The organism is Faecalibacterium sp. 3 (assembly GCF_048323735.1).
In the GTDB taxonomy this organism is placed as follows: Bacteria; Bacillota; Clostridia; order Oscillospirales; family Ruminococcaceae; genus Faecalibacterium; species Faecalibacterium wellingii.
This window is the reverse complement of record NZ_JBLWFN010000001.1, coordinates 2587521-2609284: the sequence shown is the minus strand read 5'-3', so window position 1 is coordinate 2609284 and position 21764 is coordinate 2587521. Positions and strand designations below refer to the sequence as shown.

Genomic DNA, 21764 nt, shown 5'->3' with positions numbered 1-21764 from the left:
AGGATTTGCAAGTAGAAGCGTTTTTTGGTATAATATTCATATATTTTTTGCACAGGGGGTGGGGCATATACAGCTGGAATTTACCGTGCCGCAGACGCCGCAGACGCAGGACGGCGTGCTTGTGCGCAATTTTCTGCGCCAGTGTGCCGTCTCCACCGAGCTTGCCCGTGCAGTCAAGTTCCGGGGCGGCGGCTTCTTTGCAGAAGGGGAGCCTGTCCTTGCCAACCGCCGGGTCTACCCGGGGCAGGTGGTGTCCTTTGAGCTGCCGCCGGAGGGGGACGGCGTGGCCCCGCAGCCGGAGATCCCGGTAAAGGTGGTCTATGAGGATGCGTTTGCGGTGGTGCTGGAAAAGCCGCCTCATCTGGCTGTGCACCCCACCCTGAATTACCCCTGCGATACCCTTGCCAACGGGTATGCGGCATGGGCCGCGCAGCAGGGCATCAGCCCGGTGTTCCGCCCGGTGAACCGCATCGATAAGGACACCAGCGGCCTTGTTCTGGCTGCGAAGCATGCCTACGCTGCGCCGCTGCTGGCCCGGAATGTGGAAAAGCTCTACTATGCCGTTGTGGAGGGAGAGCTGCCGCTGGGCCCGGGCGTGATCGATGCGCCTATTGGCCGTCAGGCCGAGAGCATTATCGGGCGGTGTGTGACCCCGGATGGCAAGCCCAGCCGCACCGAGTATACCATATTAAAGGCAGAAAACGGCCTGAGCCTTGCCGCCTGTGTGCCGGTGACCGGCCGCACGCACCAGATCCGGGTGCATTTTGCGTCCATCGGACACCCGCTGGCGGGGGATGATCTTTACGGCGGAAGCAGAGCACGCATTGGCCGTCAGGCGCTGCACTGCGCAAGGCAGAGCTTTCAGGTGCCGGTATATGCCGGACAGCCGGACAGCATCCGTGTACAGGTGCCGGTGCGTGAGCACAGCACGATGGTCACGGTGGAAAGCCCCCTGCCGCAGGACATGAAACAGCTTTTTGGTGAAAAGTAAGTGAAAGAACCTGCCAAATTTTGTGACAATGCTTGTTTCAATGCCGACAGGGTGTATAATAAAATAAGATAACTGCGTGCGCGGAGCCGCTGGAAAAGGCTGCGCACGTTTCAGACCGCCGCCGTCTTACCCCCGCACCGCTGTGTGCACTGGCGGCAAGGAAGGAGAAAAACCTTTTGATCGAAGATAAAACAAAGGAGCAGCAGCCTGCCTCACCGGCAAAGCCCAAGTGGGGACAGAAGCTGCGCTCCCTTTGGGCACAGCTGCAGTGCATGGGGCTTTTGCACCGGCATCGGCTGCGCCGTAAAACGCAGAATCGTGTAAGCAATTTCAGCAGAAAGATCGCCCAGAACGTTGCCGTTCCGGTCATTGGTGAGGCGCTGTATGCACTGGGCTACTCCACCGAGTATGTATTCGTCCGTGCCGGACGCGGCCTGCGCAGCAGCTGGCTGTGGCTGTGGCACTCTGCTGCGGCATTGCTGAGGAATACGGCAGCCATCGCATTCCCGGGCGCTGCACAGATGTTCCGGGATCTGTTCGGGCCCGTCTGGCTGTTTTTCCGGGGCTGCGGCTCTCTGCTGGTCCACGCCCATCGGGTGCGCAAAGAAAAAGGCTTTGCCGTGGCCTGCCGCGAAAGTGTACATTATCTGACCAGCGGCGTGCGCCGCAATATCAGGACCCTGCCGCGGATGGCCATGTATGTGCTGCCGGTGTGTGCACTGGCAGTCATGGTGACCGTGTTCAACAAAACCATCCGTCAGCCCTACGCGCTGGAAGTGCAGGTGAACGGCCAGACCGTGGGCTATGTGGCCAACGAGGACGTGTTCAACTCCGCCCGTGAGGCAGTGCAGGAGCGTATCAATTACGCCGGCACCGACCACACAGAGTGGACCGTGGAACCTACCTACACCGTTACCGTGGCCCATAAGACTCTGGATGAAAACGAAATGGCAGACGCCATCCTGAAGAGCGCCAGCGACCAGATCAGCGAGGGCACGGCCCTGTACTTGGACGGTGAGCTGACCGCCGTGTGCAATGACGGCACGGCATTGCAAAGCTACCTGAGCAGCCTGCTGGAACCCTATGAAGACCCCGAAAATTCCAATATGACCGTGGGCTTCAATAAGGATGTTACGCTGGAGAACGGTATCTACTTCAACGACAGCTTCCAGAACGAAGCAGATGTGGAGCAGCAGCTTTCCGGTGTGCAGCAGCAGGAAAAGATCTATACTGTGCAGATGGGCGATACGCTGTGGAGCATTGCCCAGAAAAACGATCTGACCTTCCGGGAGCTGTGTGAGCTGAACCCCAGCTTCAAAGGCGCACAGTTAAATGAAAACTCCAACATTCAGGCAGGGGATGAACTGATCGTCACCAAGCAGGAAGCCACGCTGGAAGTGCGCATCACCAAGGTGGAAACATGGCAGGAAGAGATCCCCTACTCCACCGAGACCACTACCTCCAACGAGTACACGGTGGGCACCAAGAAAACGGTGCAGAACGGCGTGAACGGCCTGCGCCAGATCACGGCACAGCGTGTTTATAACACCGATGGCATCCAGCTTTCCCAGAAGATCCTGAGCACGGAAGTGGTGCAGGAGCCTGTCACCGAAAAGATCGTGAAGGGCACCAAGAAGGTGACCAACAGCACCACCTATATCACCGGCAGCGGTCAGTTCATCTGGCCGGTGCCCGGCTACCGCTACTGCTCGCGCTGGTACGGCAGCGGCCACAAGGGCGTGGATATCTGCGCTGCAGCGGGTACGCCCATCTACGCATCGGCAGGCGGCACTGTAACCAAGGCAGGCTACAATAAGGCCGGTGCCGGCACGGGTTACGGCTACTCCGTCATCATCAGCCACGGCAGCGGCTACACCACGGTGTATGCGCACTGTCTGTCGCTGGCGGTGCACTCTGGTCAGTCGGTCAAGCAGGGCCAGCTGATTGGCTATGTGGGCAGCACCGGACGCTCCAGCGGCAACCACTGCCACTTTGAGATCCGCCGCAACGGCAGCTACATCGCGCCGCAGAATGTGTTCAACCGCAGAAAGTATAGGTAAGTTTGCAGAGGGCTTTTTCTCCGGAGAAGGCCCATCTGCTGTATTATGTAACAGAAAAGGAGAGATGATCTTATGTCTACCCCTCACATCAGTGCTGAAAAAGGCGATTTTGCAAAGACCGTCCTGATGCCGGGCGATCCTCTGCGCGCAAAATTCATTGCGGACACCTTCCTCAAGGATGTCCGTCAGGTGACCGGCGTGCGCGGGATGCTGGGTTTTACCGGCACCTACGAGGGCCGTCCCATCAGCGTGATGGGCAGCGGCATGGGCATGCCGTCCATTGGCATTTATTCCTATGAGCTGTTCAAGTTCTACGATGTAGAGAACATCGTCCGCATTGGCTCTGCCGGCAGCTATACCGACAAGGCCAGACTGTTTGATACCGTGCTGGCCGCCGGTGCTGTGAGTGAGAGCAACTATGCCCGTGTGCAGAGCGGCTTTGAAGGGGACATCACGCTGCCCAGCCAGAGCCTGAACGACAAGCTGCGCGCATCTGCCGCAAAGCAGGGCATTTCCCTCATCGAGGGCAACATCCACTCTTCGGATGTGTTCTACCGTCAGCCCTCCGATGCAAAGCCCACCTACTGGGAAAAGCTGCGCGATGAGCGCGGATGCCTGTGCGTGGAGATGGAGAGCTTTGCTCTGTTTGCCAATGCACAGGTGCTGGGCAAGAATGCTGCCTGTCTGCTGACCATTTCCGACAGCTTTGTCTCGCCGGAGATCACCACGGCCGAGCAGCGCCAGAAGAGCTTTACCGACATGATGAAGGTAGCACTGGGCGCAGAATACTAAGCGTTAAAAATGCGTTTCAGCGCGGTTTGCCTGCAAAAGGGCTTACCGCGCTGTTTTCGCCCTCTGAAAACCCAAAAAGGAGTGACGGATATGACCAATCTGACTTTGGAGGAAAAGAAGGAGCTCATCCGCATGGCACTGGCTGCACGGGAAAAAGCCTATGCGCCCTACAGCGATTTTATGGTGGGCGCTGCTCTGCGCGCCAGAGACGGCCGTATTTTTACCGGCTGCAACGTGGAGAACGCTGCCTTTACCCCCACCAGCTGTGCCGAGCGCACAGCTCTGTTCAAGGCGGTGGCCGAGGGCGTGACCGAGTTCACCGACATTGCTGTGGTGGGCAGCCGCCGCGGTGAGGTGAACGAGCAGATCACTTCCCCCTGCGGGGTGTGCCGTCAGGCTTTGTTTGAATTCGGCGGGCCGGAACTGAACGTTATCATGGCAAAGACGCCGGAAGACTTTATCGAGCGCAGCATGGACGAACTGCTGCCCTTCGGCTTTGGCCCCTCCAATGTGGCGGGCAACCGTGCCGTGAAGTGACGGGATAAAAACGCAGAGGCACACTGCAGGACAATAAAGCAACGGCAATACGTGCATTGTGCGGCAAAACACAGGGAGTGCACGAAAAATGGCCGGAACTACGGCAAATTTGTGCATAAATACTACTTTTAATAAAAACTTACAAAATTATTGTAAAGATTTTGTAATCGGAATTTGCTTGCATCTGACACGGCTTGCCGTTATACTTGAGCCAGTAAATGTGCAGTTCTGCGCATTTTATTTATTTGACGCAATTTTTATTAAAAATAAAAGGAGAGTTTGATTATGATGATTTCTCGTCGTAATTTCCTGGCTGTGGCTGGCGCCGCTGCCGCTGCCGCTGCTCTGACCGCCTGCGGTGGTTCTTCCGCTTCTTCTACCAGCACCGCTTCTTCCGCTGCTGCTTCTACCGCTTCCTCTGCTGCTGAGGGCGGTGAGAAGATCGTCAAGGTCGCTCTGACCTGCGATACCGGCACGATCGATGATGAGAGCTTCAACCAGGCATGCTGGACTGCTGTTTCCGGCTACATGGGCGATGACTGCCAGTACTACATTCCCGAGGCTGACGCTTCCGATGAGGACCGCGAGACCATGATCCGTCAGGCTGTCAACGACGGCGCTGATGTGATCGTCTGTGTCGGCTACCTGTACGGCGCTTCTCTGGCATGGGCTGCTGACCAGTATCCCGATGTCAAGTTCATCGCCATCGATGTGACTCAGGGCGATATCGGCACCGACGCCATCCCTGCCAACTGCTACTGCATCACCTTCAAGGAGGAGCAGGCAGGCTATCTGGCAGGCTACGCCATTACAAAGGACGGCAAGACCAAGCTGGGCTTCCTGGGCGGCATGGCTGTTCCCGCTGTTATCCGTTACGGTTACGGCTTCGTGCAGGGCGCTGACGCCGCTGCTGCTGAGCTGGGCCAGAACATCGAGATCAACTACTTCTACGGCGGCCAGTTCTACGGCGATGCAAACATCACCTCCCGTATGGAGGGCTGGTACTCCAACGGTACTCAGGTCGTCTTTGCCTGCGGCGGCGGCATCTACACCTCCGCTGTTGAGGCTGCTCTGAAGAACAACGGCTATGTCATCGGTGTTGACGTTGACCAGAACTACATCGGTGCAAACGGCGTTGCAGATGGCACCTACGCTTATAACCCGTTCATTACCTCTGCTATGAAGGGCCTGTCCGAGGCTGTCAACACTGCTCTGGCTGATATCGAGGCCGGCAGCTGGGGTGACATCGCAGGTTCCAATGGCAACTTCGGTCTGGAGGACGGCGATTATATCGGCCTGCCCACCGATGCAGACAGCTGGAACTTCGAGTCCTTCACCACCGACGAGTACGAGGAAGTCAAGGGCAAGATCAAGAGCGGCGAGATCACTGTTGATAACAGCTCCGACGACGCTACCAAGCCCACCGTCAGCGAGTTCACCACTGTCAACTACATCCAGTAAGTTATTGTCCGGCAGGCTTGCCTGCGGACGATCGATAGGTCTTTTTAAAGCGGGGCATCCTGTTAGCGGGGTGCCCCGCTTTTTTCTGTCAGCTATTGGCGTAATGCGGAAAAAATGCAGCGGACTCTTCGTGAAAAAGACACAAAAGTAATACTATTATCTGTGCTTTCTGCCAAAAAGCAAAAAAGACATGTGCAAATTGCCGCAAATCAGGTATAATGAATACTAAAGAAGTATCAGTGTCGAAACGACACGAAAGGAGAGTGAGCAGATTGGCAGAGGATTTTGTGATCGAAATGCTCCACATTACCAAGGAGTTCCCCGGGATCAAGGCAAACGACGATATCACCCTGCAGCTGCGCAAAGGCGAGGTACATGCCCTGCTGGGCGAGAACGGCGCCGGCAAAAGTACGCTGATGAGCGTGCTGTTTGGCCTGTACCAGCCGGAAGCTGGTCAGATCCGCAAAAACGGCAAGGAGGTTGCCATCCGCAATCCCAATGATGCAAATGCACTGGGCATCGGCATGGTGCACCAGCACTTCAAGCTGGTAGAATGCTTCAGCGTGCTGGACAACATCATTCTGGGCGTGGAGCCCAACAAGATGGGCTTTTTGCAGAAGGCTGAGGCACGCAAAAAGGTAATGGCCCTGAGCGAAAAGTACGGCCTGCGCGTGGACCCGGATGCACTGATCAGCGATATCTCTGTTGGTATGCAGCAGCGCGTTGAGATCCTGAAGATGCTGTACCGCGACAACGAGATCCTGATCTTCGACGAGCCCACGGCAGTGCTGACCCCGCAAGAGATCGACGAACTGATGGAGATCATGCGCGGGTTCAAGAAGGAGGGCAAGTCCATCCTGTTCATTACCCACAAGCTCAACGAGATCATGGCTGTGGCAGACCGCTGCACAGTTCTGCGCAAGGGCAAGTGCATGGGTACCGTGGACATCAAGGATACCACCAAGGAAGAGCTTTCCCGCATGATGGTGGGCCGTGATGTGCAGCTGCAGGTGGACAAAAAGCCTGCAGACCCCGGCAGGGTGGTGCTGGATGTGAAAAACGTCACCATGCACAATGCCCAGCACAAGAAGGACGCAGTCCGGGATGTCTCTTTTCAGGTGCACGCAGGCGAGATCGTCTGCCTTGCAGGCATCGAGGGCAACGGCCAGACCGAGTTTGTCTACGGCCTGACCGGTCTGGAAAAAATCAGCAGCGGCAAGATCATGCTGGACGGCAAGGACATCACCAATGAGACCATCCGTCAACGCTCCAAGGACGGCATGAGCCACATCCCGGAGGACCGTCACAAGCACGGTCTGGTGCTGGACTACAGTCTGGAAAACAACATGGTGCTGCAGCGTTACTGGCAGCCGGAGTTCCAGAAGGGCGGCTTTATCCGCAGCGATAAGGTGCGCGAATACTCCGATAAGCTGATCGCGCAGTATGATGTGCGCAGCGGTCAGGGCAGCCTGACCACCGTGCGCAGCATGTCCGGCGGCAACCAGCAGAAGGCCATCATTGCCCGCGAGATCGATAAGGACCCGAAGCTCTTGGTGGCAGTCCAGCCCACCCGCGGTCTGGACGTTGGTGCAATTGAATACATCCACCGCCAGATCGTGGCCGAGCGCGATAAGGGCACGGCCGTGCTGCTGGTCAGTCTGGAGCTGGACGAGGTGATGAACCTGTCCGACCGTATCCTTGTGATGTACGAGGGCGAGGTCGTGGGCGAATTTGATCCCAAGACCACCACCGTGCAGGAGCTGGGCCTGTATATGGCAGGCGCACGCAAGCAGGGAAAGGAGAGCAAATAACACATGAACAAGAAAAAACTTTCCCACAGCAGTCTGAACAGCTCCATCACCAGTGTGCTGGCTGCTCTGCTGTGCATCCTGATCGGCCTTGTGGTCGGTTTTCTGGTGCTGCTGGCCATCAACCCGGCGCACGCATGGGGCGACGGCTTTGTGCGCATCCTGAAGGGCGGCTTCCATGACGCACCCTATGGCGTCGGCAAGGAGCTGGCAAATGCGGCTCCCCTTATTATGACCGGTCTGTCTGTGGCGTTTGCCTTCAAGACCGGCCTGTTCAACATCGGCGCGGCGGGTCAGTACACGCTGGGCGCTTACGGCGCTTTGTACTGCGCCATCATGCTCAAGCTGCCATGGTTCGTCTGCCTGATCGCCGCCACCATTCTGGGCGGTCTCTGGGGTGCGATCCCCGGCTTCTTCAAGGCCTACTTCAACATCAACGAGGTCATTACCTCCATCATGTTCAACTGGATCGGCCTGTATCTGGTCAATGAGCTCATTTACCAGAACGGCACCGGCCCCATGTACGATGTGCGCAACACCCGTACCATGAACCTGAGCAAGAACGCCGATTACGCCCAGTCCATCATCCCGGACTTTGGCCTGAACAAGCTGTTCCAGACCAACAGCACCACCATCGCCATCTTTCTGGCGGCAGCAGTGGCGGTTCTGATCTGGGTGGTGCTGAACAAGACCACCTTCGGCTACGAGCTCAAGGCAGTCGGCCTGAACAAGAGCGCTGCCCGCTACGCCGGCATCAACGAGAAGAAGAACATCATCCTCTCCATGGCCATTGCCGGTGCGCTGGCCGGTTTTGGTGCGGGCCTGTACTACCTTTCCAATGTGTCCCAGTGGAACCCGCTGAACTCTACCAGCCTGCCGACGATGGGCTTCAACGGCATTTCCGTTGCACTGCTGGCAAGCTCCAACCCCATCGGCACCATCTTCTCGGCCATCTTCATTTCCCATATCTCGGTGGGCGGTTCCTTCCTTTCCACCAAGTATTACCCCACTGAGATCTCGGATCTGATCAGCGGCATCATCATCTACCTGTGCGCATTCTCCATGCTGTTCCGCGGCAGGATCCACGCACTGCTGTTCAGGAATGCCGACAAGACCAACGTGAACGCAGAGCCTGCTGCTCCTGCAAAACCTGCAACCGAAAAGGAGGGCAAGTGATATGCTGCTTCTGATCAAATATACGCTGCTGTATGGCATCGTTCTGATGCTGGTGGCACTGGGCGGTATGTTCAGCGAGCACTCCGGCATCATCAACATCGCACTGGAAGGCATCATGGTCATTGGCGGTGTGGCGGGTGTTCTCACCCTGACCATGCTGCCTGCCGAAATGCCGGTCTTCCTCGTGGTGCTGATCTCTGTTCTGGTGGCGGCACTGGCCGGTATGGTGTACAGTCTGCTGCTGGCCTTTGCCTCCATCAACCTGAAGGCGGATCAGACCATCGGCGGTACGGCCCTGAACCTGCTGGCCACGGCCATCGCGGTGGTTCTTGCCAAGAATTTCAGCGATAGCGGCAGTGCAAAGCTGAACTACACCAACAAGCCCTTCCTGTTCAGCATCGGCGGGCTGGAGCTGAGCATTTTTGTGCCGCTGGGCATCATTCTGCTGATCATCAGCTATGTGGTGCTGTACAAGACCCGCTTTGGCCTGCGTCTGCGTGCCTGCGGCGAGCATCCGCAGGCAGCGGACTCTGTGGGCATCAATGTCTACAAGATGCGCTATGCCGGTGTTGTCATTTCCGGTGCACTGGGTGCGATCGGCGGTATGGCCTACATCGTGCCCCCGGTGCAGACCTGGAACTTTGAGGTGGGCGTGGCCGGTGCAGGCTTCCTGGCCATGGCTGTTATGATTTTTGGCCAGTGGAAGCCCTTCAACATCTTTGGCGCAGCCATGTTCTTTGCCGTGTTCAAGAGTCTGGCAAACATTGCAGACTCCACCTTCCTGGCACAGCTGCACTGGTCCAGCAATATCTACAACATGATGCCGTTCGTGGCGTCCATGATCATTCTGGCATTTACCTCCAAGAACAGCATGGCACCCAAGGCAGAGGGCATCCCCTACGACAAGGGATCCCGCTAAAACGACGACTCGTGATCCCAAAACAAGGGCGCAGCTGCTTTTTCGGGCGGCTGCGCCCTTTTTGGCTTAAAATTGGGCAAAGTTTACAGAATGATACTTGCTTTTGTTTGGAATTTTGCTATACTATATCTTACAATGTCGTACTATTGAAAAACGAGGAGCGTGATACGATGCGCGTTTATGATCTGATTGCAAAAAAGCGTGACGGCGGTACGCACAGCCGTGAGGAGCTGGAGCAGATCGTCAATGGCTATGTCAGCGGAGAAGTGACTGATTACCAGATGGCTGCATGGATGATGGCTGTCTATCTGCGCGGCATGACCGATGAAGAAACCGCAGAGCTGACCGATGTGATGGCTCACAGCGGTGTGATGGTGGATCTTTCGCCCATTCCGGGCATCAAGGTGGACAAGCACTCCACCGGCGGCGTGGGTGACAAGACCACACTGGTCATTGCACCGATCGTCGCGGCCTGCGGCGTGAAGATCGCCAAGATGAGCGGCCGGGGCCTTGGCCATACCGGCGGCACCATCGATAAGATGGAGAGCGTGCCCGGCACCAGAACCGCCCTCTCGCAGGAGGAGTTCTTTGCGCAGGTGAACCGGATCGGCCTGTCGGTCATTGGCCAGAGCGAGGGCATTGCCATTGCCGATAAAAAGATGTACGCCCTGCGGGATGTGACCGCAACCGTCAGCTGCATCCCGCTCATCGCATCCAGCATCATGTCCAAAAAGCTGGCTTCCGGCTCGGACGCCATTCTGCTGGATGTGACCACCGGCACCGGAGCTTTTATGAAGACGGTAGACCAGAGCATTGAGCTGGCCAAGCTGATGGTCTCCATCGGTACCCACCATGGCCGCCGCGTTGCCGCTATGATCACCGATATGGACACCCCGCTGGGCCATAACATCGGCAACAGTCTGGAGGTCATGGAAAGCATGGATGTGCTCAAGGGCCATGGCCCCGCCGACCTGACCGAGGTCTGCCTGCAGCTGGCGGCGAACATGCTGGTGCTAGCCGATAAGGGCACTCCTGCCGAGTGCCGCGCCATGGCCGAGGCGGCGATCGCCGACGGCTCTGCCTTTGCAAAGTGCAAGGAGATGTTTGCGGCGCAGGGCGGCGATACCCGCGTGCTGGATGACTACAGCCTGTTTGAGCGGCCTGCGGCAAGCTTTGAGCTGCTGGCAGAGCAGGACGGTTACATTGTGGCGAACGATGCCGAGAAAATTGGCTCTGCCAGCGTGCTGCTGGGTGCGGGCCGACAGAAAAAGGGCGACCCGCTGGACTTTGCCGCCGGCATCACCCTGCATAAAAAGCGCGGCGACTACGTAAAGAAGGGCGAGAGCCTTGCCACCTTCTACGGCGCAGCCGATAAGTTTGAAGCTGCCGCCGCCGAGTACCGCAGCGGCCTTGTGTACGGTGCCGAAAAGCCGGAGGAAGCCCCGCTGGTATATGCGCTTGTGACAAAGGACGGCGTTGAAATGTGATTAAAAAGCTTCCGGGGCCTGTGCCCCGGGGCTTTTTTGCGTCATTTTACCATTTTTTACAGCATAATGTGGAAAGCAGTGGAACTTTGGCGGGGGATATGCTATACTATGATGGATTTGTGCTGTCCCGGCAGAAGGGACGCGGAAAGAGAAAGGACTTGTTATGAAGATCATTCTGGTGGGCGGCGGCAAGGTTGGCACTGCGCTGGCGCGGCAGCTCAGTGAGGAAGACCATAATGTGACCATTGTGGACACCAACAAAGCGCGTGTGGAACATCTGACTGAAAGCTATGATGTGCTGGGTATCGTGGGCAACGGTTCCTCGATCACCACGCTGGCAGAGGCCGGCATTGAAGATGCGGATGTGTTCATTGCCGTGACCGGCTCCGATGAGCTGAACCTGCTGTGCTGCATGTTTGCCAAAAAGGCGGGCCACTGCCATGCAATTGCCCGTGTGCGCAACCCGTCCTACAGTCATGAGCTGGACTTTATCAAAAAGCAGATCGGCATTTCGGCCATCATCAATCCGGAAATGGCTGCAGCAAAGGAGATCTCCCATCTGCTGCGCTTCCCGGGCGCAAGCAAGATCGACACCTTTGCAGACGGCCGTGTGCGGCTGATCAAGTTTGCACTCACCGCAGAGCAGGGGCTGGACGGCGTGGCCATCCGCGAGATCCCCACCCGCCTGAAGAGCGATATTCTGGTGTGTGCTGTGGAGCGCAGCGGCGGCGTCATCATCCCGAACGGCAACTTTGTGTTGCAGAACGGCGATCAGGTCACCTTCCTTGCTACACAGGAAAAGGCCCACGAGTTCTTCCAGCGCATCCATCTGCCGGTGCGCCCGGTGCGCAATGCCTTCATCGTGGGCGGCGGTGCCATTGCCTTCTACCTGAGTCAGGAATTGCTGGAAAACCATGTGCGGGTGCGCATCGTGGAGCGTGACCCTGCCCGCTGCATGGAGCTGGCAGAACAGCTGCCCGGCGCACAGATCCTGAACGAGGACGGCTCCAACCGCGAATTCCTGCTGTCTGAGGGCATGGAGTCCACCGAAGCTTTTGTGGCCCTGACCAACATCGACGAAGAGAACGTGCTGCTGACCCTGTTTGCCAAAAAGCACTCCAAGGGCAAGCTAGTCACCAAAGTCAACCGTCTGGAGTTCGATGATATTCTGGCCGGTCTGGATCTGGGCAGCGTGGTCTACCCCAAGTACATGACCTGCGATTACATCGTGCAGTATGTGCGTGCACTGCAGAACGAAGCGGGCAGCAACATCAAGACGCTGTACCGCATTCTGGACGACCGCGTGGAAGCGCTGGAATTTACCGTCCACGAGGAAAGCGCTGCCACGGGTGTCCCCCTGAGCCAGCTGCACCTGAAAAAGAACCTGTTGCTGTGCTGCATCACCCGCGGCCATCAGATCCTGATCCCGCGCGGCGGCGACCAGATCCAGGTGGGCGATAACGTGATTGTGGTCACGCTGGAGCATGGTCTGCATGATCTGCGCGATATTCTGGATAAGGGCGCAGAGGGTTGACGGAGGCAGACTATGAATTATGCGATCGTTTTCCGTCTGCTGGGCTATGTGCTGATGATCGAAGGCGCGCTGCTGCTGCTGCCCGCAGCGGCCAGCGGATTCTACGGCGAATGGTTCGTGCTGGGCGTGTTTCTGATCACGGCGGCAGTCAGCGCCGCCATCGGCTACGCCCTGCGCGGCATCAAGCCCCAAAGCAAGGTATTCTATATGCGGGAGGGCTTTGCAGCTACCTCGCTGAGCTGGATCGTCATTTCCATCGTGGGTGCCGTTCCGTTTGTGGTGACGGGCTGCATCCCGAACCCGGTGGACGCCCTGTTTGAGACAGTGTCCGGCTTTACCACCACCGGTGCCAGCATCCTGCCCGGGGTAGAGGATCTGCCCAAGGGCATCCTGTTCTGGCGCAGCTTCACCCACTGGATCGGCGGCATGGGCGTTCTGGTGTTCCTGCTCTCGCTGCTGCCCCTGACCGGCGGCTCCCACGTCAACCTGATGAAGGCGGAAAGCCCCGGCCCTCAGGTGGATAAGCTGGTGCCCAAGGTGCAGTCTACCGCAAAGATCCTGTACGGCATCTATTTTGCACTCACCGTGCTGGAGCTGGTATTCCTGATGCTGGGCGGCATGCCGCTGTTTGAGTCCATGCTCACGGCCTTCGGCACGGCGGGCACCGGCGGCTTCGGCTTCAAGAATGACAGCTTTACCAGCTTTTCTCCCTACATCCAGTGGGTCGTGACCATTTTCATGATCCTGTTCGGCGTCAACTTCAATGCCTACTTCCTGCTGCTGCTGCGCAAATTCAACCGCGTCATCAGCGAGGAGGTGCGCGGCTACTTTGTGGTGATCCTGGCAGCGGTGGGCCTCATCACGGCCAACATCTACAGCATCTACAACAACTTTGGCGAAGCGCTGCGTCAGGCAGCCTTTCAGGTGGGCTCCATCATCACGACCACTGGCTTTTCCAGCTGTGACTTTGACCTGTGGCCCACCCTCTCCAAAGAAATTCTGGTGGTGCTCATGTTCATTGGTGCCTGCGCAGGCAGCACTGGCGGCGGCATCAAGGTGAGCCGCCTCCTCATTCTGGGCAAGACCTTGGGCAAGGAGCTCAAGCAGGCGCTGCACCCGCAGGTGGTGGCCCCCGTCCGCATGGACGGCAAGCTGCTCAACCACGAGACCATCCGCACCACCAATGTGTTTATGGGCGCGTATTTCTTCATCTTCGTGGTATCCTTCCTGCTCATCAGTCTGGATGGCTTTGATATGGTGACGAACTTCACAGCCATTGCAGCTACCTTGAACAACATCGGCCCGGGCCTTGCGCAGGTGGGCCCCATGATGAACTTTGGCAGCTTTACGAACCCTGCAAAGCTGGTGATGATCTTCGACATGCTGGCCGGCCGTCTGGAGATCTTCCCGATGCTGGTGCTGTTCCTGCCGGATACGTGGCGCAGATTCTAAAAAGCGATAACAAAAAGCCATCTGTGATCTTCTGCTCGTATTGAGCATTTGGAAAGATACAGATGGCTTTTTTTGTGCGTAACGGTAAACCACACAAGACCTTCCCTTTTCGGGGAAGGCGGATCTGCGAAGCAAAGACGGAAAGGCATTTATACTTCTACTTTTTCCTGTGCCCGGTACTGCAGGGCTTCCAGCACACAGTCCTCGTCCAGCAACTGTTTGCCTGCCAGATCGGCCACCGTGCGGGCCACCCGCAGGATGCGGTCATGGGCGCGGGCGGAAAGGCCCAAAGCGTCGTAGGAGGCACGCAGCAGCCGCTCGGCGGCGGGGGTCATGCGGCAGACGCGCCGCACCTGCCCGGCAGTGAGCTGGGCGTTGCAGAGCACGCCCTCAAAACCCGGGGCGGCATAGCGCTTTGCCTGAATGGCCCGGGCGGCAAGCACCTGTTTGCGCAGGTCGGCGCTGCTCTCGGAGGGAGCCGATGTGTGCAGCTCGTCAAAGGCGATGGGGTCCATCTCTACGCACAGGTCGATGCGGTCCAGCAGCGGGCCGGACACCCGACTGCGGTACTGCCGCACGGCACTGGGTGAGCAGGTGCACTGCCGGGTGGGATGACCGTAGTAGCCGCATTTGCAGGGGTTCATGGCTGCCACCAGCTGGAAATGGCTGGGATAGGTGGCGCTGCCTGCCGCGCGGCTGACCGTGATCTGACCATCCTCCAAAGGCTGGCGCAGGACTTCCAGACTCTCGCGGGAAAACTCCGGGAGCTCGTCCAGAAACAGCACGCCGCAGTTGGCAAGGCTGCACTCGCCGGGCCGGAACTGCGCACCGCCGCCAGCCAGCGCTGCGGCACTGGCTGAGTGGTGCGGGCTGCGGAAGGGGCGTACAGAGACGAGCCCATGTCCCTGCGGCAGCTGGCCCGCAATGGAGTAGATCTTGGTGGTCTCCACGGCTTCCTCCCGGGTGAGCGGCGGCAGGATGCCGGGCAGGCGCTTTGCCAGCATGGATTTGCCGGTGCCGGGTGCGCCGATCAGCAAAACGTTGTGTCCACCGGAAGCGGCAATGACCATGGCCCGCCGCGCCAGAGACTGGCCCAGTACGTCCGCAAAATCCGGCACCTGTGCCCAGGCTTCTGCCGGATCAAAGGGGACAGCGGCGGCAGGGGACAGGGACGAGATTCCCTTCAGCGCATCCACCACCTCACGGGCTGTGTGGGCGGGGTAGACCGCCATTCCATCGGCGCAGGCTTCGGCAGCTTCCGCGGCGTTCTCGGCGGGGACATACAGGGCGCGGATGCCGCTTTCGGCAGCGGCCAGAGCCATGGGCAGAACGCCGGATACCGGCCGCAGGGTGCCGTCCAACGCCAGTTCGCCCAGAAAGGCAGCATCCGACGGGACGGCCTCCAGCTGGCCGCTGGAAATAAGAAGCGCAAGCAGCAGGGGCAGATCATACACCGGGCCGGTCTTGCGGACATCGGCCGGGGCCAGATTGATGGTGATGCGCCGGTCCGGGAACTTGAACCCCAGATTCTTGATGGCGGCACGCACGCGGTCTGCACTTTCGCGCACAGCGGAATCCGGCAGGCCTACGATGGAAAATGCGGGCAGACCGCCGGAGACATCGGCTTCTACCGCTACGGCAAAGCCGTTCAGGCCCTTCAGACCAAAGCTTCGGGTGACAGAATACATGGTGCTCTCCCTCGCTCCAATGAGTGACAAAACGGAAAAGAATTGGCAAAAGTGGAAAATAATGGACAAAAATGCCAAACTTCGACACAAAAATACGTCTGGATTCATTATAGTAAAGGGCAGGAAAGATGTCAATGCGATAGAGAGGAGAGAATTTTTCCATGATGAACAAAGAATACTGCCGCTATATCCATACATATTCGGAGTTGGAGGGGCTGCAGCATGCTCACAGCCTTGTCTATTGCGGAGCTTTGTCCGCACAGGGCGTGGTGATGGAGCTGCGGCACGAGCAGGATGGCCGGGTGCGCTGCAGTGCGGTGCGTCTGCCCGAGGGCAGTTTTGCCCGGGCCATGCAGCTGCTGCGCTACCTGTGCGAAAACAGCGTGGGTCTGGAGCAGTGGCTGGAGGTGCTGGCGGATGTGGGCCAGAGCTATGAGCTGCTGGAAAATGCAGGCACAGCCGGGATGATCCCGGACTTTGCAGGCGATAATTTGGATTTTTGTGCCTTATGCCGGTTTTAAGCAGCAAATCTTGTTGCAGATTACGCAATTGACACATGGACGCGGAGAGTTTATATTATAAGTAGGTTTTGTTAAACCTGTTTCTTTTTGCGGAAAAATTTACAAAAGGTAAGGTGTGCAAGATGTATTTGGATGAATATAAGCGCTGGATGGCTGCCGATCTGGAAGACGCAGATCTGAAGCCGGAGCTGGCCAAGATCGAGGGAAATGACGAAGAGATCAAGGACCGCTTTGCGGTGGCTCTGAAGTTTGGCACGGCTGGTCTGCGCGGCGTTCTGGGCGCTGGCACCAACCGTATGAATATTTATGTCGTCCGTCAGGCTACGCAGGGTCTGGCAAACTGGGTCAAGACCCAGAAGGGCACCCAGACCGTGGCCATCAGCTACGACAGCCGCCTGAAGAGCGATGTTTTTGCCAAGACTGCCGCAGGCGTTCTGGCTGCAAACGGCATCAAGGTGCGCATTTATGATGCCCTGATGCCCGTGCCTGCCCTGAGCTTTGCTACCCGTTACTACCAGTGCAACGCCGGTATCATGGTCACGGCATCCCACAACCCGGCCAAGTACAACGGCTACAAGGCCTACGGCCCGGACGGCTGCCAGATGACCGATGACGCTGCCGCCATCGTCTACGATGAGATCCAGAAGACCGACGTTCTCACCGGCGCAAAGTACATTTCCTTTGCTGAGGGCGTGGAGCAGGGTCTGATCCGCTTTGTGGGCGATGACTGCAAAAAGGCTCTGTACGACGCCATTGAGGCTCGTCAGGTGCGCCCGGGCCTGTGCAAGACTGCCGGCCTGAAGCTGGTGTACAGCCCGCTGAACGGCTCCGGTCTGGTGCCGGTCACCCACGTGCTGAACGATATGGGCATCACCGACATCACCATCGTGCCCGAGCAGGAGTATCCCAACGGCTACTTCACCACCTGCTCCTACCCCAACCCCGAGATCTTTGAGGCTCTGAAGCTGGGTCTGGATCTGGCCACCAAGACCGGTGCAGACCTGATGCTGGCCACCGACCCCGATGCGGACCGTGTGGGCATCGCCATGAAGTGCCCGGATGGCAGCTATGAGCTGGTATCCGGCAACGAAATGGGCGCTCTGCTGCTGGACTACATCTGCGCAGGCCGCATTGAAAAGGGAACCATGCCCAAGGATCCGGTGGCAGTCAAGTCCATCGTGTCCACTCCGCTGGCCGACGCCATTGCCGCACATTACGGCGTGGAGATGCGCAGCGTGCTGACCGGCTTCAAGTGGATCGGCGACCAGATCGCAAATCTGGAAGCTGCAGGTGAGGTGGACCGCTTCATCTTCGGCTTTGAGGAAAGCTACGGCTATCTGGCCGGCCCCTATGTGCGTGATAAGGATGCCGTCATCGGCTCCATGCTGATCTGCGAAATGGCCGCTTACTACCGCAGCATCGGTTCCTCCATCAAGCAGCGTCTGGAAGAGATCTATAAGCAGTATGGCCGCTACCTGAACAAGGTGGACAGCTTTGAGTTCCCCGGCCTGACCGGCATGGAGAAGATGGCTTCCATCATGCAGAAGCTGCGCGATGAACCGCCCGCCGAGCTGGCTGGCCACAAGGTGGTCAAGGTGACCGACTACAAGAAGCCCGAGGAGACCGGTCTGCCTGCAGCAAACGTGCTGATCTATAGTCTGGAAAACGGCGCTACCGTTGTGGTGCGTCCCTCCGGCACCGAGCCGAAGATCAAGACCTACTTCACCACGCTGGGTAAGGATCTGGCAGAAGCACAGGCACAGAAAGATGCTCTGGCTGCTGCCATCGAGCCGATGCTGAAGTAAACTCCATCAAGAACAAGTTTGTGCCCCTCTGCCCTGTGCAGAGGGGCATTTTTGCTGCAGATTATCGGTTGCAGTTTGAGAAGTTATACGCTATAATAAAATATGGCTTATTATAGGGATCGGGCAGGTGAAGAGATTGGAAAAGAAAGTATCGGCGGTATTGGTGGCGGCAGGCTCCTCCACGCGCATGGGTTTTGATAAGCTCAGCTTTGATCTGGGCGGGGAGACGGTGCTGCATCGCAGCATCCGCGCATTTGCGCAGTGTCCGCTGGTGGACGAGATCATTCTGGTGGCAGGCAGTAACCGTGCCTTTGCCCAGCAGCAGGCCGCAGACTGCACAAAGCCTGTATGCGTTGTGGCGGGCGGTGCCACCCGCGCAGAGAGCGCGAAAAACGGTGTGCTGGCAGCTTCCGGTGCGCTTGTGGCTGTGCACGATGCGGCCCGGCCTTTCGTCAGCCAGCAGGTCATCACTGCTGCGCTGGAAGCTGCAGCCCGATGCGGTGCCGCAGCGCCTGCCGTGCCGGTGAAGGATACCATCAAGGCGGCAGTGCGGGGCAGCGGAAAGACGGTGCCGGAGGACTGTTTTGTACATGCCACCCCGGACCGCAGCACCCTGTATGCGGTGCAGACGCCGCAGTGCTTTGACCGCGCAGCCTATCTGGCGGCGCTGGAAGAGCTGGACGCCGAAAAAGCCCGCCTTGTCACGGATGACTGCAGCCTGTTCGAGCTGACCGGGCGCCCCGTGCAGCTGACGCAGGGCGATTACGCGAATCTGAAGATCACCACCCGCGAGGACCTGCCCCGCCCGGAACAGAAAGAGGAACATAAAATGCGCATTGGACATGGTTATGACGTGCACCGTCTGGTGGAAGGCCGCAAGCTGATCCTGGGCGGCGTGGAAGTGCCCTTTGAAAAGGGCCTGCTGGGCCACTCGGACGCCGATGTGCTGGCCCATGCTGTGATGGATGCAGTGCTGGGTGCAGCGGCGCTGGGCGATATCGGCCAGCATTTCCCGGACAATGACCCTGCCTACTCCGGCGCAGACAGCCTGAAGCTGGCCCGCCGTGTGGCTGAAATTTTAAAGGAGCACGGCTTCCGCATTGAAAATATCGACGCAACGCTGCTGTGTCAGCGGCCCAAGCTGGCACCGCACATCCCGGCCATGCGCCGGAATCTGGCCGATGCCTTCGGCCTGCCGGTGGACGCGGTGAGCGTGAAGGCTACCACCGAGGAACATCTGGGCTTTACCGGCGAGGGGCTGGGCATTGCCGCCCATGCCGTTGCCCTGATCGAAACACTGTAAACGGGAGCGTGTACCAATGACTCTGAACGCGATCATTGCAAATTTCCAGACCTTCAAACTGGTCGATTTGCTGGATATCATCATCATTTCCTTCCTGATTTACCAGCTGCTGGGCATTGTCAACCGCACCCGTGCCGGTCAGCTGTTCAAGGGTGCGCTGCTGGTGATGGCAGTCTATCTGGTGGCGGAAACGCTGAACATGCGTACCGTCACATGGCTGCTGAACTCACTGCTGCAGGTGGGCCTGCTGACCCTGGTGGTGCTGTTCCAGCCGGAGATCCGCCGTGCGCTGGAGCGCATGGGCCAGACCGACCAGTGGGCTGCCAAGCTGTTCAATGTCAAAGGCCGCTACAACGACCCCAGCCTCAAGGGCGCATGGCGCAGTGCCATCATTGCCATCTGTGACGCCGCCGAGCGCTTTTCGGAGACCAAGACCGGTGCGCTGATCGTGCTGGAACGCCACACGAACCTTTCTGAGATCGTGCGCACCGGTACGCCGGTGAACAGCGCCGTCAATCTGGAGGTGCTGGGCACCATCTTCTATGAGGGCACGCCTCTGCACGACGGTGCCGCCATCATTGAGAATGGCCGCATCAAAGCGGCGGGCTGTGTGCTGCCGCTTTCCAATAATCTGGATCTCGGCAAGGATATGGGCACCCGCCACCGCGCCTGCCTTGGCATTGCCGAAAATTCCGACGCCATCGCTATCGTGGTCAGCGAGGAGACCGGCATCATTTCCATGGCGAAAAACGGTGTGCTGATCCGCCACTTTGACCGCCAGACCCTGTATACCCGTCTGGTGGACGAGATGATCCCCAAGGAGACCGCTGCCGAAAAGACGACGGTCAGCGGCTGGCGTGGTCAGCTGGACCGTCTGTGGAAATGGGTCAGCCAGAAGGAGGACGATGCGCAATGAACAACGAACCCAACAAGAAAAACGGCGCAAAGCCGGCGGTCGCCCATAAGAAAAACATTCTGGACGACCGCCGCATCCGGCTGGCACTTTCGGTGCTGGGCGCCATCGTTGCATGGATGGTGGTCACGATCATCGTCCAGCCCGGCACCACCAACACCATTTATAATGTGCCGGTGGATTATACCTACGATTCCGCTGCTTACACCTCCCGGGGCCTGAGCATCGTCAGCGCACAGGACAAGACCGTGAACCTGAAGATCTCCGGTGACGGCTACACCATCGGCGGCCTGACCGCTTCCGATTTTGTGGTCTACCCGGATTTTTCCAGCGTGCGCGACAGCGGCGAAAAGACCCTGCGCCTGCTGGTGCGCGGTGCCAACGGCCTGCTGAACGGTGTTACCGTGACCATGGAAGGCAATGATAACACGGTGGACGTGGTGTTCGACGTGGTGGAGGAAAAGACCCTGCCCGTTACCGTTACCACCAACTACCTGACCATTGCGGATGGCTATATCCTCTACAGCACCGATGTTTCCAAGGAGAACATCACCCTTTCCGGCCCCAGCAGTGAGCTGGACAAGGCCGTTACCTGTACCGCAGAGGTGACCTACAGCGGGGAGCTGACCGAGTCGGTCACACTGAGCACGCCGCTGCGCTTCTACACCTCCGGCGGCAGGGAGGTCAAGTTTGAGTACACGGAGCTGGAAGAAAACAGTGTGGACGTCACCCTGCAGGTGTACAAGATGGCCACCCTGCCGGTGAATGTGAATTTCATCAATGCACCGCGCGATTTTGATGATTCGGTGCTGGTATACGCGCTCAGCCGCAAGCAGCTCAAGGTGGCCGGCCCGGAGGCTAAGATCGATATGCTGTCCACATTGCCCATTGGCAGCATCGACCTTTCCACCTTTACGCTGAACAAGAGCTACGAGCTGCCCATCGACCTGCCCACGGACATCTATCTGCTGGATAACATCTCCACCATCACAGTCAGCTTTGACTGCTCTGCTCTGGAGACCAAGACCATGAACCTGCCCAACACCTGTGTGCAGGTGGTCAACCTGCCGCCTACCTATCAGCTGACGGTGCAGACCGAACGCTTGATGAACGTGACTCTCTGCGGGCCCAAGGCCGCCATGGCGTCCCTGACCCCGGAGCAGGTGGTCATTGAGATCGATGCAGAGGACTTCTCGGTGGCAACGGGCGAACAGAACATCGCCTGCCGCCTGTATGTGCCCTCCAACGGCAAGATCTTTGCGCTGGGCAGCTATGTGCTGCAGTGCCGCATCGACAGCAACTGAAAAAAGGAACACA

At 58.1% G+C, this 21764-nt stretch carries 17 protein-coding genes; 16 read left to right on the top strand and 1 reads right to left on the bottom strand.

Annotated features, from left to right (window positions below; genetic code table 11):
• Window positions 1-121: 121 nt before the first annotated feature.
• The 11 genes from ACNSPV_RS12285 (at window position 122) to ACNSPV_RS12235 (ending at window position 14217) form a co-directional block, all read left to right on the top strand.
• Complete coding sequence (locus tag ACNSPV_RS12285; RefSeq protein ID WP_348583184.1) at window positions 122-991, top strand: RluA family pseudouridine synthase; 870 nt, start codon at window positions 122-124, stop codon at window positions 989-991.
• Between the two features lie 176 nt (window positions 992-1167).
• Window positions 1168-3051 carry a M23 family metallopeptidase gene (locus ACNSPV_RS12280; protein WP_348583185.1) on the top strand — a complete coding sequence of 628 codons (1884 nt, stop codon included), beginning with the start codon at window positions 1168-1170 and terminating at the stop codon, window positions 3049-3051.
• 72 nt (window positions 3052-3123) lie between these two features.
• Window positions 3124-3843 carry a purine-nucleoside phosphorylase gene (gene deoD, locus ACNSPV_RS12275; RefSeq protein WP_339395169.1) on the top strand — a complete coding sequence of 240 codons (720 nt, stop codon included), beginning with the start codon at window positions 3124-3126 and terminating at the stop codon, window positions 3841-3843.
• A 90-nt stretch (window positions 3844-3933) separates the two neighbouring features.
• Window positions 3934-4380, top strand: coding sequence for a cytidine deaminase (locus ACNSPV_RS12270; RefSeq protein ID WP_418268284.1), 447 nt, complete (start codon window positions 3934-3936; stop codon window positions 4378-4380).
• Window positions 4381-4665: 285 nt separating this feature from the next.
• Window positions 4666-5841, top strand: coding sequence for a BMP family ABC transporter substrate-binding protein (locus ACNSPV_RS12265; protein WP_348583189.1), 1176 nt, complete (start codon window positions 4666-4668; stop codon window positions 5839-5841).
• 296 nt (window positions 5842-6137) lie between these two features.
• Window positions 6138-7652: an ABC transporter ATP-binding protein gene (locus ACNSPV_RS12260; RefSeq protein ID WP_348585181.1), complete on the top strand. Its 1515-nt coding sequence runs from the start codon at window positions 6138-6140 to the stop codon at window positions 7650-7652.
• 3 nt (window positions 7653-7655) lie between these two features.
• Window positions 7656-8825 carry an ABC transporter permease gene (locus ACNSPV_RS12255; RefSeq protein WP_249236971.1) on the top strand — a complete coding sequence of 390 codons (1170 nt, stop codon included), beginning with the start codon at window positions 7656-7658 and terminating at the stop codon, window positions 8823-8825.
• Between the two features lies 1 nt (window position 8826).
• Window positions 8827-9744, top strand: a complete 918-nt coding sequence (locus ACNSPV_RS12250) for an ABC transporter permease (RefSeq protein ID WP_005940080.1) — start codon at window positions 8827-8829, stop codon at window positions 9742-9744.
• A 170-nt stretch (window positions 9745-9914) separates the two neighbouring features.
• Window positions 9915-11231, top strand: coding sequence for a thymidine phosphorylase (locus ACNSPV_RS12245; protein ID WP_348583190.1), 1317 nt, complete (start codon window positions 9915-9917; stop codon window positions 11229-11231).
• 163 nt (window positions 11232-11394) lie between these two features.
• Complete coding sequence (gene trkA / locus ACNSPV_RS12240) at window positions 11395-12765, top strand: Trk system potassium transporter TrkA (RefSeq protein WP_249236968.1); 1371 nt, start codon at window positions 11395-11397, stop codon at window positions 12763-12765.
• A 12-nt stretch (window positions 12766-12777) separates the two neighbouring features.
• Window positions 12778-14217, top strand: coding sequence for a TrkH family potassium uptake protein (locus ACNSPV_RS12235; RefSeq protein ID WP_249236967.1), 1440 nt, complete (start codon window positions 12778-12780; stop codon window positions 14215-14217).
• A gap of 149 nt (window positions 14218-14366) precedes the next feature.
• Here ACNSPV_RS12235 and ACNSPV_RS12230 read toward each other — a convergent pair whose 3' ends face one another.
• A complete protein-coding gene (locus tag ACNSPV_RS12230; RefSeq protein ID WP_339395162.1) occupies window positions 14367-15905 on the bottom strand; it encodes a YifB family Mg chelatase-like AAA ATPase in 1539 nt (512 codons plus the stop codon).
• Between the two features lie 161 nt (window positions 15906-16066).
• Between ACNSPV_RS12230 and ACNSPV_RS12225 the strand changes: the two genes are divergently transcribed.
• From ACNSPV_RS12225 to ACNSPV_RS12205, 5 genes are all read left to right on the top strand, one after another.
• Window positions 16067-16426 (top strand): hypothetical protein, encoded by a 360-nt coding sequence (locus tag ACNSPV_RS12225; protein ID WP_348583192.1) that lies wholly within the window; start codon window positions 16067-16069, stop codon window positions 16424-16426.
• A gap of 122 nt (window positions 16427-16548) precedes the next feature.
• On the top strand, window positions 16549-18231 hold the full coding sequence (locus ACNSPV_RS12220; RefSeq protein ID WP_339395160.1) for a phospho-sugar mutase: 1683 nt from the start codon (window positions 16549-16551) through the stop codon (window positions 18229-18231).
• A 136-nt stretch (window positions 18232-18367) separates the two neighbouring features.
• Window positions 18368-19534, top strand: coding sequence for a 2-C-methyl-D-erythritol 2,4-cyclodiphosphate synthase (ispF, locus tag ACNSPV_RS12215; RefSeq protein WP_418268283.1), 1167 nt, complete (start codon window positions 18368-18370; stop codon window positions 19532-19534).
• A gap of 16 nt (window positions 19535-19550) precedes the next feature.
• Entirely contained in the window at window positions 19551-20450 is a 900-nt protein-coding gene (gene cdaA, locus ACNSPV_RS12210) for a diadenylate cyclase CdaA (RefSeq protein WP_249236962.1), read from the top strand.
• Window positions 20447-21751 (top strand): YbbR-like domain-containing protein, encoded by a 1305-nt coding sequence (locus ACNSPV_RS12205; protein ID WP_348583195.1) that lies wholly within the window; start codon window positions 20447-20449, stop codon window positions 21749-21751. Before cdaA ends, ACNSPV_RS12205 begins: the two co-directional genes overlap by 4 nt.
• Window positions 21752-21764: the final 13 nt, after the last annotated feature.